Source organism: Actinokineospora terrae (genome assembly GCF_900111175.1).
Taxonomy (GTDB): domain Bacteria; phylum Actinomycetota; class Actinomycetes; order Mycobacteriales; family Pseudonocardiaceae; genus Actinokineospora; species Actinokineospora terrae.
Genome location: NZ_FOGI01000023.1, coordinates 34,587 through 50,215, shown reverse-complemented (window position 1 = coordinate 50,215; position 15,629 = coordinate 34,587). Strand labels below are relative to the sequence as shown.

Sequence of the window (15,629 nt, the reverse complement as noted above, 5' to 3'; positions counted from 1 at the left end):
GCGGCTGGCCCGACTGGTTGCCCTACCAGCGTGACCTGGAGCTCAGGCCCCCTGGCCACCACGGGGTGGTTCTCATGCATTGACGTTAGCTCCACGGACTCGGGCGATCTGTGTCTGCGGAGTGCGCAGACCGGGTCGTCCGTCATTGTTTCTGGGGGGCGACCCCCCAGACTCCCACGGTGCGGTGGTGGAGTTGGCGGGTTCGCTGGCGGGGGTTGGGGGCGCGTGCAGCCGGGCGGGTGGGCTCGCGGGTGGGGTTGGTAGGGACGAGCATGGGGGGCGTACCTACGGACTTGGAGTTGGGGAATGACTGAGCGGGCGGCTACGACTGTGTGGAGTGGGGATCTGGCTCGGGGGGCTGGGGAGGTCAGCCTGGACACGTCCAAGGCGGCGGCGTTCACGGTGTCGTTCCCGTCGCGGGCGCAGGAGGCCAACGGGCAGACGAGTCCGGAGGAGTTGATCGCGGCGGCGCACTCGTCGTGCTACTCGATGCAGCTGTCCGGGTTGTTGGGGGCCAATGGGACGCCGCCGGAGCGGATCGAGACGAGCGCGGTGGTGAGCTTCGGGAAGAAGGGCGACGGGTTCGCGATCCTGGGGATCGCGTTGACCGCCAGGGCGAGCGTGCCGGGGCTCGACGGGGACAAGTTCGGTGAGATCGCCGAGACCGCCAAGCGGATCTGCCCGGTGTCGGCCGCGCTGACCGGGACCGAGATCACCCTCGACGCGGCGTTGAGCTGACGGCGAGGGGGCGGGGGACACGTGGTCCCCCGCCCCCTCCGGCGTCCGCCCCGGTGTCCGGACCGGGGGACGCACCACCGCGTGATCAGCCCGCGACGCCCGCGGGTTCGGCCTGGCGGGAACGCCCGATCACCTGGTCGACGGCCCACTTGCCCGGGCCGAAGAACGCGATCAGCAGGAACGACCAGGAGAACAGCGCCGCGCTCTCGCCGCCGTTCTCCATCGGGAACAGCCCGATCTTCTGGTGCACGACGAAGTACGCGTACGCCATGGTGCCGGAGCACAGCAGCGCGGCCCACCGGGTGCCCAGGCCCAGCGCCACGAGTCCGCCGCCGACGAGCTCGATCACCGCGGCCCACCAGCTGGGCCACTGGGCGAACGCGGGGACCTTGCCGGTGGCGGGACCGCCGAGCACGTCGAACAGGGTGGCGGCGCCGTGCAGGGCGAACAGGAAGCCGATGACGATCCGGAACAGGGCTAGTACGTGGTCCCTTGTTCTGTCGAACAGGTCCATGCCTGGCTCTCTTTCATTTCGGAACAACAGGGGGTCATCCATCCGTGGCCGAGGCCACACTGTCTGTAATGCCCCTGACCGTCATCCGGTTCAATGAGTGGCCGGGACCACACTTAGCGCTATCTGGTTGACTTGCCCGGCCATGAGAAGAGCCGTGATCCTCGCCGCGCCCCTGCTCGCGCTCGCGGCGTGCACCAGCACCGAGCCGCCCGCCGACCAGCCGCGGCCCACCACCACCGCCGTCGCCCCACCGACCCAGCCGACCTCCACGGGCGCGGCAGCCGCCCCGCCTGCCCCGGAGCCGGTCGCGGACGGGCCGTGCCCGTACCTGGAGAGCTCGGTGGTGGCCGACGCCAACGGGCAGCACGTGACCAAGGTGCGCACGTCCGGGGACAAACCCCACCCGGCGTGCTTCTACTACCGCCCGGACGGGAGCGTCCAGCTCACCGTCCGCGTCTACACCGGCGAACCGGCCATCGCGAAGCTGGTGGTCGACGAGGCCGCCCCCATCGCCTCGTCGAACCCCGCGTCGTCCCCGGCGGGGTGGACCGGCGGCTCGCTCTCCGGCGACAAGGGCGCCGTCTACGCCGTCGCCAAGGCGGGCACGGCGGTCGTGGTCAGTACCAACCAGGAGCAGACCATCAAGGCCCGCCGGATCACCGAGACGGTCATCACCAACCTCGGCCTCTGACCCCGGACGTGGCGAGGCGGCCGACCCCCGCAGGTCGGCCGCCTCGGTGCGGAGCTACTTCTCGGAGCTGATCGGCTGGTTCGGCTTGGCCTGGCCGTTGCGCTCGGCCCCACCGGTCGGCGTCTCGGCGACCGGCGGCTTCGGGCGTTGCGGCTGGGGCTCGACCGGGGCCTGCTGGGACTTGCCGCGCAGGACGACGGCCGCACCGGCGCCGATGCCCAGGACCGCCAGCAGCCACGGCCACCTGCGGCGCTTGGCCGACGGGTCCTTCGCCGCCTGCCGCGCGGCCGACTTGGCCGCCCGCAGCTGCGTCTCCAGCTCCTTGCGGTACTGCTTGACCTGCGGCTTGAGGTCCTTCTTCAGCTGCTTGACCTGGGCCCGCACCGGCCCGGTCGCCTTGCTCGCCCGCTTGGTCGCCGGGTGCCTGAGGGCGTCCTTGCGGGCCTGCTTCGCCGCCTTCGCCAGGTCCTTGCGGGCCTGCTGGGCCGTCTTGGCCAGGCGCTTGCGGGTGCGGCGGGTGGTCTGGATGACCTCTTCCTTGGCCACCTGCGCCGTCTCGGCCAGTGCCTCGGCGACCTGCTGGGGGGCGACGCCCTTGGCGGCGAGCTTCTGCTCGGCTGCGTGCGCCGCCTCCGCCCCGGCTGCTGAGGCGCGAACCGCACCTTCGCGGACCGCGCGCCAGCCGGTGCCGACGGCCTTGCCCACCGTCTCTCCGGCCCGGGTCATGGCTTCACCTCGTCCATCGTGTGCTCAGGGACCTTTCCTGACCCCGTCAATCCTGCCCCTTCCGAGCGGATCTCGCCGAAGATGGCACGATGGGGCGGTGGCAGACAGCAACGCATCCCTCGTCGGGACCAAGGTGACCGCCACCCTGCACACCTCGCAGGGTGACATCCGCATCGACCTGTTCCCGGACCACGCGCCCAAGACGGTCGCGAACTTCGTCGGGCTCGCCGAGGGCTCCAAGGAGTACAAGGCCCAGAACGCCCAGGGGGGAACCTCGGGTCCGTTCTACGACGGCTCGATCTTCCACCGCGTCATCGACGGCTTCATGCTGCAGGGCGGCGACCCGACCGGCACCGGCCGCGGCGGCCCCGGTTACGAGTTCGCCGACGAGTTCCACCCGGAACTGCAGTTCAACCGGCCCTACCTGCTGGCCATGGCCAACGCGGGCGCCAACACCAACGGGTCCCAGTTCTTCATCACGGTGGCCCCGACCACCTGGCTCAACTTCAAGCACACGATCTTCGGTGAGGTGGCCGACCAGGAGTCGCGCACCGTGGTGGACGCGATCGGCAACACCGCGACCAACCCCGGTGACAAGCCGGTCACCGACATCGTGATCACCAAGGTCACCATCGAGCGCTAGGTGACCCCACCACACCAGTCCGACCCGGGGACGCAGGCGGGCCTGCCCGCCTGCGTCCGCCACCCCGACCGGCTCACCGGGTTGAGCTGCACCCGCTGTGGTCGGCCCGCCTGCCCCGAGTGCCTCGTCGAGGCCTCGGTCGGCTTCCAGTGCGTCGACTGCGTGAACGCCGGACGGCAGGTCCGGTTGCAGCCGACGACGGTGGCCGGTGCCCGGCTGGAGAGCAAGCCGGTCCTGGTCCCCGCCCTGATCGCGATCAACGTCGTGGTCTTCGTGATCACCGCGCTGGTGGCGAAGGACCCCATCAACAACGACAGCTCCACGCTGTTCCACGAGCTCTCCGAGTACCCCCCGCTGGTCGCCGACGGCGAGTGGTGGCGGGTGCTGACCAGCGGTTTCCTGCACTTCGGGCCGATCCACCTCGCGGTCAACATGGTCGCGCTGTGGTTCCTGCGGGACATGGAGCTGCTGCTGGGCCGCGGCCGGTTCGCGATCGTCTACCTGCTGTCGCTGCTCGGCGGCAGCGCTGCGCCGTACGTGTTCGGCGAGCTGCGGGTCGAGGGCGCTGGCGCGTCCGGGGCCATCTACGGCCTGCTGGGCGGCTTGATCGTGGCGGTGCTGCGGCTCAAGCAGGACAAGCACGCGCTGATGAACGTCTTCGGCGTGCTCGCGGTGAACCTGGCGATCAGCGTGACCGTCCCGGGCGTGTCGCTGCTCGCGCACCTCGGCGGTCTGGCCGTCGGCGCGGCGGTGACCTTCGGGATGGTCTACGCGCCCCCGCAGCAGCGGCGGACGTGGCAGGTCAGCACCGTGGTCCTGGTGACCGCGGCGCTCATCGGGCTCTACGCCATCCGCACGGCGCAGATCCTGGACTGGCTCTACCCGGTCTAGCCGCGCTCGGGCTCAGGTGCGCAGGCGCAGCAGGTGCTCGACCACGTCCTGCGGGTCGGCACCGAGGTCGAGGCGGCCGAGCAGGACCAGGTCCGGTTCGGCCGCGTTGTCCGCGTCGAGTTCGAGGGCGCTGGACTCGCGGCCGAGCCTGCGGGTGTGCACCAGGCGCACGTTCACCTCGCCCCAGCTCCACTGCTTGCTCCCGCGTACCCCCCGAAGGGTGATACCCCGGGCATCCGCGGTCAGCCGCGGTCTGCGCAGCGTTCCGAGCAACGCGAAGACCCCGAGCAGTCCCGCTGCCGCGATGAGCAGCAGCGCACCCCTCGGGTCGTCGACCAGGGCCGCGACCAGCGCGGATGCAGCCGCCAGCAGCCAGCCGACGGCCACCACCCTGGGCTCGGGAGCCCACTGCGCTGACCTGTCCTCGGGTGTCACGGGCATTCATCCACAGTAGTTATCCACATTGGGGACTACTTACATCCGTGTGGTTCAGTGACTGTCCGCTGAATGGAGCAGTCCCCGTCGCCCAGCGTGGTGATAGCCGGGCGGGGGACCCGTGACCGCCGTGCGTGGGCTCAGCGCCACCGCATGGTCATCAGCAAACCGGAGATCATCAGGGCGAACCCGATGGCGAAGTTCCAGTTGCCGAGGTCGGTCATGAATGGGATCTTCTCGCCTGCGATGTAGTTCACGACCAGCCAGGCCAGGCCCAGCACCATGATGCCGAGCATCACGGCGATGTAGATCGGGTGTGACGGCCCAGCCTGCTTCACCTTCACAGGCGTGCGACGGTCGGCCGGTGGGGTGTACGCGGCCTTCTTGCGGACCTTGGACTTCGGCATGCTGTCCTCGCCTGACGTGGTGCGGTCGGGTGCGGGCGCGCTCGTGTTGGGACGACTCCCGCCGGTGCAACACGTTAACGTAGCTGAGCAGGTCGGCGAATCACCAGTCGCCAACGATGTTCGGATCCGCAGGCCGGAAGGAGCCTCGCGTGACAACGCTCGACACCGGTGGCCCGCCTGCCGGCGACCTCGACAGCCCCGACGAGCCGCCTGCGCGGCCGGACCGGGTGCGCACCGTCGTCCGCGGCATCGGCGAGTTGCTGATCACCGCCGGGCTGGTCGTGCTGCTGTTCGTGGTTTACGAGGTCTACGTGACCGACATCGTTTCCGCAGGTAAGCAGCGTGAGGCGACCTCGCAGCTGGACACCGAGTGGAACGACGAGGCCCCGGCCGCGCCCGAGCAGCAGCGGGTCGAGCGCTTCGACGGCCTCGGCGAGGGCGCCGGGTTCGCCAAGATGCACATCCCCTCCTTCGGCGCCGACTACTCGTTCACCATCATCGAGGGCACCACCGAGCGCTCCCTGGAGATCGGCCCAGGCCACTACAAGGGCACCGCGTACCCGGGCGAGCCGGGCAACTTCGCCGTCGCCGGGCACCGGGTCGGCAAGGGCGCCCCGTTCAACGACATCGACCTGCTGGGCTCCTGCGACGCGATCGTGGTCGAGACCAGGTTCAACTGGTTCGTCTACCGCATGCTGCCCAAGAAGGACGAGGTCGACGGCTGGGCGGCTGGCAAGGGCACCGACCCGCGCTGCCAGGGCGTAGCCCCCCTCGGCGGCCCTTACACCGGCCTCGTCGGCCAGCAGATCGTCAACCCCAGCCAGGGCACCGTCATCGCCCCCATCCCCGGCCAGGCGGGCGGCGCCCCCAGCATCGGTGAACGCGCCACCCTGATGACCCTGACGACCTGCCACCCCCGCTTCTCCGACCGCCAACGCCTCATCGTTCACGCCGTCCTGGTCAAGCAGTGGGCGAAGGACCCGACCAAGCCCGGCGAGACGCCACCCGAGTTGAAGGAGACCAGCTGATGTACGGGTGGATCTGGCGCCACCTCCCGGGCCCCACCGCCGTCCGGGTGCTGACCGCCGTCGTCCTGGTCGCAGGCGTCATCGCCCTGCTGATGCTGGTCGTCTTCCCGTGGGTCGAGCCCAAGCTGCCGTTCAACCAGGTCACCACCCAGTGAGTTCGGCGGTCCACCGCTGACCGGCTGCCGTGGATATGTCGGGCGCGGGAGGCGTGGGTGGGCGGGTAGGTTGGCCCGCATGCGCGTTCTCGTGGTCGACAACTACGACAGCTTCGTCTACAACCTCGTGCAGTACCTGGCGCAGTTGGGTGCTGAGTGCGAGGTCTGGCGCAACGACGCGGCGGAGTTGGGGCGGGCTGATGTGCTCGACGGGTTCGACGCGGTTCTGGTGAGTCCTGGGCCCAGTACGCCGGAGCGGGCGGGGCGCAGTGTCGAGGTGGTGCGGCGGTGTGCCGACGCGGGGACGCCGTTGTTGGGGGTGTGCCTGGGGCACCAGGCGATCGCGGTGGCGTGGGGGGCGACCGTGACGCAGGCGCCGGAGTTGTTGCACGGGAAGACGAGCCAGGTGCGGCACAACGGGGGTGGGGTGCTCAAGGGGCTGCCGGACCCGTTCACCGCGACGCGCTACCACTCGCTGTCGATCGTGCCGGACACCATCCCGGACGACTTCGAGGTCACCGGGCGGACCGAGAGCGGCATCGTGATGGCGATGCGGCACCGGGAGCTGCCGGTGCACGGCGTGCAGTTCCACCCCGAGTCGGTGCTCACCGACGGCGGCCACCGGATGCTGGCCAACTTCCTCGCCGACGCGGGCTTCGAGGTGCCCCCGGCGCGGGTCGAGGAACTCGAGCGCGGCATGCGCGAGCTGACCAAGGCGCTCGGCTAGGACCAAAGCCCAAGGCCCCCACCGGCGTACCGGTGGGGGCCTTGTCGTAGGAGCTACCTGGTCGGGAAGGTCGGGATCGTGGGCGTGTTGCGCGCCTTGCCGATCCGCACCCCGATCGTGGTGTCCTTGCCGATCTTGTCGCCCGGCTGCTGCTGCTGGTCGACGATCTTGCCGACCTGGTCGGGGTCGTTGGTCGGCTCGTCGATCACGTTGAACTGGCCGGACCAGCCGCGCTGGCGCAGCAGGGCCTCGGCCTCGGCGCGGGTCTTGCCCTCCAGGTCGGGCATCTCGATGTCGACCTTGTCGCCCTTGGAGACGCTCAGCGTGATCGTGGTGCCCTTGCGCGCCTTGCCGCTCTTGGGCGCCTGGTCGACGACCTCACCGGCCGGGCGGTCCGAGGACACGTCCTTGCGCTGCGGCACGAAACCGGCGGCGGTGAGGTTCTTCGACGCGGTCTCGAAGTCCTGGCCGACCAGGTTGGTGACCTCGACGGTGTCGGGGCCCTTGCCGACCACCAGCTTGACCTGGGTGCCGGGGTTGACCTGCTGGCCGACCGGCGGGCTGGTCTCGACGACCTTGCCGATCTGCTTCTCGTCGTCGACCTCGACCTCGTCGACGGCCGCGGCCACCCCGAGCTTGGCGTCCTGCAGGATCTTCTTGGCCTCGTCCTGGGTCTTGCCTGCCACGTCCGGCACGGCGACCTTGCCGGGCGCGGTGCCGATCTTCAGCGTGATCCGGTCGCCCTTGCGCACCTGGGCGCCCGCGGCAGGCGCGGTGTCGACGACCTTGCCGATGTCGTCGGCGGTGCACGGACCCGGTTGGCCGTCGGCGGTCTGCTCGCAGGCGACCGCCTCGCGGACCACCTGCAGGCCCTGGTTGGCCAGGGTGGCGTTGGCCTGCGCCTCGACCTGCTTGCGCACGTCGGGTAGCGCGAACGAGTCGGCGGTCGTGGGTTTGTCCTTGCCGCTGAGCAACAGGAACAGCAGCGCGATCAGGGCGGCGACGACGAGGGCTACCAGCACGATCAGCCAGGTCTTGCGCCGTTTGCGCGCGCGGTCGTCCTCGGCGTCGTAGGCGTTGTAATCGTCGTAGTCGTCCGAGAGCACCTCGGGCCGGTGGCGGCCGCGCACCTCGGGCTGCCGGTTCTGGCCCAGCACCGCGGTGCGGTCCTCGTCGGTCATCACCATCGGCGCAGCGGGGCGCTGGCCGGAGAGCACGCGCACGATGTCGGTGCGCATCTCGGCCGCGGACTGGTACCGGTTCGCCGCGCCCTTGGACATCGCCTTGAGCACGATGGCGTCCAGCTGCGGGCTGACCCTCGGGTTCAGCGCCGACGGCGGCCGCGGGTCCTCGCGCACGTGCTGGTAGGCGACGGCGACCGGCGAGTCACCGGTGAACGGCGGCTCACCGGTGAGCAGCTCGAAGAGCACGCAGCCGGTGGCGTAGACGTCGGAGCGGTTGTCCACGGTCTCGCCGCGGGCCTGCTCGGGGGACAGGTACTGGGCGGTGCCGATCACCGCGGAGGTCTGCGTGACCGCGACCTGGCCGTCGGCGAGCGCGCGGGCGATGCCGAAGTCCATCACCTTCACCGCGCCGGAGCGGGTGATCATCACGTTGGCGGGCTTGACGTCGCGGTGCACGATGCCGTGCCGGTGGCTGAAGTCCAGCGCGGCGCAGACGTCGGCCATGATCTCCATGGCGCGCTGGCCGGGCAGCGGTCCCTCGGACTTGACGATGTCGCGCAGCGTCCGCCCGTCGACGTACTCCATGACGATGTAGGGCAGCGGCCCGGTCTCGATGCGGGTCTCGCCGGTGTCGTAGACGGCCACGATCGCCGGGTGGTTGAGCGCGGCGGCGTTCTGCGCCTCGCGGCGGAACCGCTCCTGGAACTGCGGGTCGCGGGCGAGGTCCTGGCGGAGCACCTTCACCGCGACCTCGCGGCTGAGCCGGACGTCGCGGCCGCGGTGGACCTCGGACATGCCGCCGTAACCGATCGTCTCACCGATCTCGTAGCGGTTCGAGAGCAGTCGCGGTGTGGTCATCGGTGCGTTGCCCCGCTCCTAGTCAATGTCCTGTCCCATCATGCCTGCTGTGGCGACCGTCGTCGTCCGGTCGTCGCTCATCCCGCGGGTCCGTTCTGCCTGCACCTGATTGTGACTGGCGCGCCGCGCGGGACCCGGCCCACTGGCGAGACTTCGACAACCAGGCAACCGGTCGGGTCCTGCGGCACGAGGCCGTCCTCGGTGAGCACCATCGGTGACGCGCCGAGCCTGGTCAACTCCGCGGCCACCTCGTCCGCGGGCCGCTTGGCGTACCGGGTGGGGATGATGGTGACCGTGTCGTCGTCCTCGCCCTCGGTGGGACGCGGGGTGCGCGAGGTGGGTTGCTGCCCGGCGGGTGGTCCGCCGGGTTCCTCGCTGTCGTCGGGCACGACCGCGGTGGTGGTGCGGGGTGCCTGCTCGCCGGGCAGGTCCCCCGGCCCGTCCGAGCTGAAGATCGCGGGGAGGCCGATCGCCAGCGCGACGATCAACGCGATCGCCAGCACCACGATGGCCACCCATAAGCCGCCCCGGCCGGAGCGCTGCGGGGGTGGCTGCATCGCGAAACCGGTCGAGTTCGGATGTCCCGGCGGTGGCGCCACCGGGTGCATGCCGGGGTGGGTGCCGGTCGGCGGGGTGCGCATGCCGTGCCGTTGGGCGGCCATGGCGTACCCGGCCGGCGCGGGCAGCGGGCGGCCCGCGCGGATGGCGGCCACCGCGGCGGCGAACTCGCCACCGCTGCCGTAGCGCTGCCGGGGGTCCTTCACCAGCGTCGCCTCGATCACCGCGCGCGCGCCGGGCGGGATGTCCGGCGGCAGCGGCGGCGGGATGTCGCGGATGTGCATCATCGCGACCGTCACCGCGTTCTCCGACAGGAACGGCCTGCGCCCGGTCAGGCACTCGTAGCCGACCACGGCGAGGGAGTACACGTCGCTGGCGGGTTCGGCCTCGTGCCCGAGGGCCTGCTCGGGGGCGATGTAGTGCGCGGTGCCCATGACCATGCCGGAGCGGGTGACCGGTGCCGCGTCGGCCGCCTTGGCGATGCCGAAGTCGGTCAGCTTCACCACGCCGGTCGGGGTGATCAGGATGTTGCCCGGCTTCACGTCGCGGTGCACGTACCCGCGTTCGTGCGCGGCCTGCAGCGCGTGCCCGGCCTGCTCGAGGATGTCGAGGGTGCGCTCGGCGCCGATCCGGCCCTCCTTGGCCAGGATCGCCGCGAGCGGGTCGCCCTCGACCAGTTCCATCACCAGGTACGCGGTGTCCTGCGGGCCGTCGACGATGGACGCGGTCTCGCCGTAGTCGTGCACGGAGGCGATGCCGGGGTGGTTGATCGACGCGGTCGTGCGCGCCTCGGTGCGGAAGCGGTGCAGGAACTCGGCGTCCCCGCACAGCTCCGGCTTGAGCACCTTGACCGCGACGTTGCGGTCGAGCCGGGTGTCGGCGGCCTCCCACACCTCGCCCATGCCGCCGACCGCGATCCGGCGGGCGAGCCGGTAGCGGTCGGCGAGCAGTTGGCCCGAGGTGAACACGGCTCAGCCACCGCCAAGCGCGGCGGCGATGGTGGCCCTGCCGATCGCGGCGGAGAGCTTGCCGCCGGTCGCGGCCACGTCCTGGCTCTCCACGACGACGGCGATCGCGATCTTCGGGTCGTCGGCGGGCGCGAAGGCCACGTACCAGGCGAACGGCGGGGTGTTCTTCGGGTCGTTGCCGGTCTCGGCGGTGCCGGTCTTGGACGCGATGGTCAGCCCGTCGCGCTTGCCGTCGCCGCCGGTCTTGGCCTCGGAGGCGACCATCATGTCGCGCAGCTGCCCGGCGGCGTCGCGGGACATGGCCCGGCCGAGGCTGTCGGTGTCGAGCCGGGAGATCTCCGAGAGGTCCGGCGCGAGCACCGACTTGACCAGCTGCGGCCGCATCCGCTCGCCGCCGTTGGCGATGGTGGCCACGATCTGCGCGTTCTGCAGCGGGCTGAGCCGCACGTCGCGCTGGCCGATGCCGGTCTGCATCAGCGCGGCCTTGTCGCCGACGCTCATGCACGCGGTGGACGGGCCGATGCAGGACTGCTCGACGCGCATCGGGACGGCCAGGTCGGACTCGCCGATGCCGAACGCGGCCGCCTGCTCGCTGACCTTGCCGGGGCCGAGGTCACCGGCCAGCTGCGCGAAGGCGGTGTTGCACGACAGCGACAGCGCGACCTCCATGGTCACCCCGTTCGGGGTGCCGTTGCAGAAGCCGCGGTTGTAGTTGCGCAGCTCGGAACCGCCGACCTGGAGCCGGTCGGTCGAGGTGACCTGGTCCTCCTTGGACTTGCCGTCCTCGAGCGCGGCGGCGGCGATGACGAGCTTGAACGTCGAGCCCGGCGCGTAGGTCTCCGAGATGGCCCGGTTCAGCATCGGCTTGCGCTTGTCGGCGTTGTAGTCCTTCCACGCCTTCTCCTGCGCGGCACCGTCGTGCGCGGAGAGCGTGTTCGGGTCGTAGGACGGGGTGCTGACCATGGCCAGGATCTCGCCGGTCTTCGGGTTGAGCGCCACCACCGAGCCCGCGAACCCGGCCTTGGCCATCGCGTCGTACGCGGCGGTCTGCGCGGCCGGGTTGATGGTCAGCTCGATGTTGCCGCCGCGCGGGTCGCGACCGGTGATCAGGTCGGACAGGCGGCGCACGAACAGCCGGTCGTCGGAGCCGTTGAGGATCTCGTCCTCGGCGCGCTCCAACCCGCCCGCGCCGTAGCGCACCGAGTAGAAGCCGGTGACAGGCGCGAAGGTGGGGCCGGCGGTGTACTGGCGCAGGTAGCGCAACCGGTCGTTGGTCGGCAGGACGGTGGCCAGCATCTGGGCCTGGTTGTTGGCGCCCCTGGCGAGGATCTTGCCGCGCTCTCGGGAGTACTCCTCCAGCAGGACGCGCTGGTTGCGCGGGTCCTCGCGGTAGTCGTCGGCCTTGATGATCTGGATGTAGGTGGCGTTGGCCAGCAGCAGGATGATCATGCCGAGCATGGCGAGGCCGACCCGGCGCAGCGGGGTGTTCATGTCGGCCGCTCCACCATCACCGTGTGCGCCTCCGCGATGGGGGCCTGGGGCACCGGCCGCGGCCTGGCGCCGGTCTGCGGCCTGCGCGCGGCGTCGGAGATCCGCAGCAGCAGCGCGATCAGCACGTAGTTGGCCAGCAGCGAGGAACCCCCGTAGGACAGGAACGGCGCGGTGATGCCGGTCATCGGGATGAGCTTGGTGACGCCGCCGACGACCACGAACACCTGCATGATCAGCAGGAAGGACAACCCGCCGCCGAGGAGCTTGCCGAAGGTGTCGCGCACGGCGAGCGCGCTGCGCATGCCGCGCAGCGCCAGCACGGTGTAGACCAGCAGCAGCGCGGCGAGGCCGATGAAGCCGAGCTCCTCGCCGATCGCGGCCGCGATGAAGTCGGTGTTGGCCAGCGGCACCAGTTCCGGGCGGCCCGCGCCGAGGCCGGTGCCGCCGACCCCGCCGGTGCCGAGCCCGAACAGCGCCTGCGCGATCTGGTAGCCGCCGCCCGCGTCGGCGTAGGTCGCCAGCGGGTCGAACCAGTTCGCCACGCGCTGCTGCACGTGGGTGAACAGGTTGTAGGCGACGATCGCGCCGCCGACGAACAGCGTGAGGCCGAGCACGACCCACACGGCGCGCTCGGTGGCGACGTAGAGCATCACCAGGATGGTGCCGAAGAACAGCAGCGAGGTGCCGAGGTCCTTCTGGAACACCAGGACGCCCAGCGAGACCGCCCACGCGAACACGACCGGCCCGAGGTCGCGCGCCCGCGGCAGGTCCACCCCGAGCACCCGGCGACCGGCCGCCATGAACAGGTCGCGTTTGGACACCAGGAACGCGGCGAAGAACACCAGCAGCAGGATCTTGGCGAACTCACCCGGCTGCAGCGAGAACGGACCGGCCTTGAGCCAGATCTTCGCGCCGTTGATCGTCGGGGCGATGACGCTGGGCAGGAACGCGGGCAGGGCGAGCAGGACCAGCCCGACCAGGCCGAAGGTGTAGCTGTACTTGGTGAGCGTGCGGTGGTCCTTGACCACGATCAGCACGGCCAGGAACAGCGCCAGCGCGACCGTGGTCCACAGGATCTGCTTGGGCACGTCGTTGTTGATCTCCCGGCCCGCGCGCAGCGCCTTCTCGGTCATCGCCAGGTCGATCCGGTAGATCATCACCAGGCCCAGGCCGTTGAGCAGCGCGACGCAGGGCAGGATCAGCGGGTCCGCGTACGGCGCGAACCGCCGCACCGCCACGTGCGCGACACCGAACAGGCCCAGGAACGCCAGCCCGTACCAGAAGATGCGCAGCGTCAGCTGCTGCTCCTGGTTGGCCTCGACGAGCATCAGCGCGGCGGAGACCACGAAGGCGGCGAACCCGAGCAGCAGCAGCTCGGTGCCGCGCCTGGTCGGCGCCGCGGCGGCGTCGGTGCCTGCGCTGCTCTGCCCGGCCGCCGGACCACCCGCGCCCTGGACCGGAGATCCCATCAGCCGCCGCCCTTGTCCTCGTCCCGCGGGTTGCGGCAGTTGACCCCGGGTTGCGGCTCGACCTGCTCGGACGTCTGCGCCGAACTCGTCCCCGGCAGCGTCGGCGTGGTCGTGGCGACCTGGTCGGAGGTCGGCGCCAGCGGGTTCGTGGTGCTGGTCAGCTGCCCCGGCTGGGTGCCGGGCTCCGTGGTCGTCGTCGGCGTGCTCGGCGAGGTCACCAGGCTGTCGCAGTCGGGCAGGCCGAACTTGCTGCGCAGCCCGCGCACGAACTCCCGCGCCTCGACGATGTTGCCGAAGGTGTTGTTGCCGTTGCGGACTTCTTCCTTGCCGAACTGCTCCAGGTCGTCGACGTAGAACTTGTCGCACGTGGCCACGTTCGGGTCGCAGGAGCCCTGCAGCTGGCTGTTGAGGGACAGGCCGAGCACGCTGCCGCGCACCCCCTGGAAGATCGCGATCTCCCCGCCGTCGCCCTCACCGACGAAGTACTGGTTGTTCACCCAGATCCTGGCCGCCACCGCGCCGGAGCCCAGCAGCACGAGCAGCAGCAGCAACCCGACCACCAGCCGCACCCGCTTGCGCCGCTTGACCTTCGGGTCCGGCGGCGGGGGCTGCTCGACCTTCCTCGGCTCCGGCCGGGGCGTGGTCATCGCGCTCGCCCGCGACGCGGCCGAGTCCGGTGGCGGTGTCTCGTCCGAGCCGTTGCCCGCGGCGCCGCCGACGATGGGGTGGTTGTCCCCGTAGTCCACGTCCACCACGTCGGCGATGATCACCGTCACGTTGTCCGGACCACCGCCGCGCAGCGCGAGCTCGATCATCCGGTCCGCGCACTCCTGCGGGTCCGGGATCTGGATCGCCTCGGACAGCGTCTCGTGGCTCACCGGACCGGACAGCCCGTCCGAGCACAGCAGGTACCGGTCGCCGGGGCGCGCCTCGCGCACCGTCAGCGTCGGCTCCACCTCGTGCCCGGTCAGCGCCTTGAGCAGCAGCGAGCGCTGCGGGTGCGTCGCGGCCTCGTCCTCGGTGATGCGACCCTCGTCGATCAGCGACTGGACGAAGGTGTCGTCGTGGGTGATCTGCGAGAACTGGCCGTTGCGGCGCAGGTACACCCGGGAGTCCCCGACGTGCACCAGCCCGATCCGGTTGCCCGCGAACAGGATGGCCGACAGCGTCGTGCCCATCCCGTCGAGCTCCGGATCGCTGGCCACCAGTTCGGCGATCGCGCCGTTGCCCGCGAGCGTCGCCTCGCGCAGCTGCCCGAGCAGGTCCTCGCTCGGTTCGTCGTCGTCGAGCGGCGCGAGGGCGGCGATCACCACCTTGCTGGCGACCTCACCGGCGACGTGGCCGCCCATCCCGTCGGCCAAGGAGAGCAGGCGTGGGCCCGCGTACACGGAGTCCTGGTTGTTGGAACGCACCAGGCCCCGGTCGCTGCGGGCCGCGTAACGAAGAACAAGGGTCATGAGCGCAGCTCGATCACCGTCTTGCCGATACGGATCGGGACACCAAGTGGCACCCGGAGGGGTTGGGTGACCTTAGCCCGGTCCAGGTAGGTCCCGTTCGTCGAGCCCAGGTCTTCCACGTACCAGTCCGTCCCGCGCAGCGACAACCTCGCGTGCCTGGTCGAGGCGTAGTCGTCGTCGAGCACCAGGGTCGAGTCGTCCGCCCGCCCCATCATGATCGGCCGCCCGTCGAGGGTGATCCGCGTCCCCGCCAACGCCCCGTGCGTCACCACCAGCTGTCTCGGCGCCTTCCCGCGCATCTTCGCCGCGGTCGACTTCCGGAAGCCGGGCACCGCGACACGCAACCCCGACGCGGCGTAGAGGTCCGAGCGGACCACCCGCAACGCGGCGAGCACGAACAGCCAGAGCAGGGCAAGGAACCCGGCTCTGGTCAGCTGCATCACCAACTCAGGCACTTGTTGCGACCGCTCCGCTTCTTGGGGTGTCCACGTCAGAACCGGGGCCACACGGGATGACCACAGCGCACAGTGTCCAACTCGACGTGAGGACTGCCCAGGGTGACCCCCGGACAGCCCTCGGTAAGACGTCTGGCCGACCTCGTTGATGAGGACGTCCGCCGACCTCGTTCGTTGCCTCGCGCGACTCGGGCTTCCCCGACCCGAGGGCGCCCGACCACCGGACGAGCGCCT

General features: G+C 70.7%; 17 protein-coding genes. 7 read left to right on the top strand and 10 right to left on the bottom strand.

The window, feature by feature from the left end; translation table 11 throughout:
- The first annotated feature begins 306 nt into the window (after positions 1–306).
- Positions 307–738, top strand: coding sequence for an OsmC family peroxiredoxin (locus tag BMY07_RS32855; protein ID WP_092787150.1), 432 nt, complete (start codon positions 307–309; stop codon positions 736–738).
- Between the two features lie 85 nt (positions 739–823).
- Here the strand turns inward: BMY07_RS32855 and BMY07_RS32850 are convergent, their stop codons facing one another.
- The gene (locus tag BMY07_RS32850) at positions 824–1,252 is read right to left on the bottom strand and encodes a DoxX family protein (RefSeq protein ID WP_092787148.1); all 429 of its coding nucleotides are present in this window, start codon (positions 1,250–1,252) and stop codon (positions 824–826) included.
- A gap of 142 nt (positions 1,253–1,394) precedes the next feature.
- On the opposite strand from BMY07_RS32850, the gene BMY07_RS32845 reads away from it, so the two are divergent.
- Positions 1,395–1,943 (top strand): DUF2020 domain-containing protein, encoded by a 549-nt coding sequence (locus tag BMY07_RS32845; protein WP_092787146.1) that lies wholly within the window; start codon positions 1,395–1,397, stop codon positions 1,941–1,943.
- A gap of 54 nt (positions 1,944–1,997) precedes the next feature.
- Here the strand turns inward: BMY07_RS32845 and BMY07_RS32840 are convergent, their stop codons facing one another.
- Complete coding sequence (locus tag BMY07_RS32840) at positions 1,998–2,669, bottom strand: hypothetical protein (RefSeq protein WP_092787144.1); 672 nt, start codon at positions 2,667–2,669, stop codon at positions 1,998–2,000.
- 97 nt (positions 2,670–2,766) lie between these two features.
- Here BMY07_RS32840 and BMY07_RS32835 point away from each other — a divergent pair, with 97 nt between their 5' ends.
- Both BMY07_RS32835 and BMY07_RS32830 read left to right on the top strand, forming a co-directional pair.
- Positions 2,767–3,312 (top strand): peptidylprolyl isomerase, encoded by a 546-nt coding sequence (locus BMY07_RS32835; RefSeq protein ID WP_245782795.1) that lies wholly within the window; start codon positions 2,767–2,769, stop codon positions 3,310–3,312.
- Complete coding sequence (locus BMY07_RS32830; RefSeq protein ID WP_092787140.1) at positions 3,313–4,203, top strand: rhomboid family intramembrane serine protease; 891 nt, start codon at positions 3,313–3,315, stop codon at positions 4,201–4,203. It abuts the gene before it with no gap.
- 12 nt (positions 4,204–4,215) lie between these two features.
- Here BMY07_RS32830 and BMY07_RS32825 read toward each other — a convergent pair whose 3' ends face one another.
- Together BMY07_RS32825 and crgA are read right to left on the bottom strand one after the other, a co-directional pair.
- Complete coding sequence (locus BMY07_RS32825; protein WP_092787138.1) at positions 4,216–4,644, bottom strand: PH domain-containing protein; 429 nt, start codon at positions 4,642–4,644, stop codon at positions 4,216–4,218.
- 134 nt (positions 4,645–4,778) lie between these two features.
- Complete coding sequence (crgA, locus tag BMY07_RS32820; protein ID WP_092787136.1) at positions 4,779–5,045, bottom strand: cell division protein CrgA; 267 nt, start codon at positions 5,043–5,045, stop codon at positions 4,779–4,781.
- 149 nt (positions 5,046–5,194) lie between these two features.
- Between crgA and BMY07_RS32815 the strand changes: the two genes are divergently transcribed.
- The 3 genes from BMY07_RS32815 (at position 5,195) to BMY07_RS32805 (ending at position 6,955) form a co-directional block, all read left to right on the top strand.
- Positions 5,195–6,073: a class E sortase gene (locus tag BMY07_RS32815; protein ID WP_245782794.1), complete on the top strand. Its 879-nt coding sequence runs from the start codon at positions 5,195–5,197 to the stop codon at positions 6,071–6,073.
- On the top strand, positions 6,073–6,228 hold the full coding sequence (locus tag BMY07_RS34725; RefSeq protein WP_092787132.1) for a hypothetical protein: 156 nt from the start codon (positions 6,073–6,075) through the stop codon (positions 6,226–6,228). Before BMY07_RS32815 ends, BMY07_RS34725 begins: the two co-directional genes overlap by 1 nt.
- A 79-nt stretch (positions 6,229–6,307) precedes the next feature.
- On the top strand, positions 6,308–6,955 hold the full coding sequence (locus BMY07_RS32805) for an aminodeoxychorismate/anthranilate synthase component II (protein WP_092787130.1): 648 nt from the start codon (positions 6,308–6,310) through the stop codon (positions 6,953–6,955).
- A 53-nt stretch (positions 6,956–7,008) separates the two neighbouring features.
- Here the strand turns inward: BMY07_RS32805 and pknB are convergent, their stop codons facing one another.
- The 6 genes from pknB to BMY07_RS32775 form a co-directional block, all read right to left on the bottom strand.
- Positions 7,009–8,997, bottom strand: coding sequence for a Stk1 family PASTA domain-containing Ser/Thr kinase (gene pknB, locus BMY07_RS32800; protein WP_092787128.1), 1,989 nt, complete (start codon positions 8,995–8,997; stop codon positions 7,009–7,011).
- Between the two features lie 77 nt (positions 8,998–9,074).
- On the bottom strand, positions 9,075–10,523 hold the full coding sequence (locus tag BMY07_RS32795) for a protein kinase domain-containing protein (protein ID WP_092787126.1): 1,449 nt from the start codon (positions 10,521–10,523) through the stop codon (positions 9,075–9,077).
- A 3-nt stretch (positions 10,524–10,526) separates the two neighbouring features.
- A complete protein-coding gene (locus BMY07_RS32790; RefSeq protein ID WP_092787124.1) occupies positions 10,527–12,014 on the bottom strand; it encodes a peptidoglycan D,D-transpeptidase FtsI family protein in 1,488 nt (495 codons plus the stop codon).
- The gene (locus tag BMY07_RS32785) at positions 12,011–13,483 is read right to left on the bottom strand and encodes an FtsW/RodA/SpoVE family cell cycle protein (protein WP_092787122.1); all 1,473 of its coding nucleotides are present in this window, start codon (positions 13,481–13,483) and stop codon (positions 12,011–12,013) included. Before BMY07_RS32785 ends, BMY07_RS32790 begins: the two co-directional genes overlap by 4 nt.
- Positions 13,483–14,940, bottom strand: coding sequence for a PP2C family protein-serine/threonine phosphatase (locus BMY07_RS32780; RefSeq protein ID WP_092787120.1), 1,458 nt, complete (start codon positions 14,938–14,940; stop codon positions 13,483–13,485). Before BMY07_RS32780 ends, BMY07_RS32785 begins: the two co-directional genes overlap by 1 nt.
- On the bottom strand, positions 14,937–15,395 hold the full coding sequence (locus tag BMY07_RS32775; RefSeq protein WP_092787118.1) for an FHA domain-containing protein FhaB/FipA: 459 nt from the start codon (positions 15,393–15,395) through the stop codon (positions 14,937–14,939). The genes BMY07_RS32780 and BMY07_RS32775 overlap by 4 nt, the downstream gene beginning before the upstream one ends.
- Positions 15,396–15,629 lie beyond the last annotated feature (234 nt).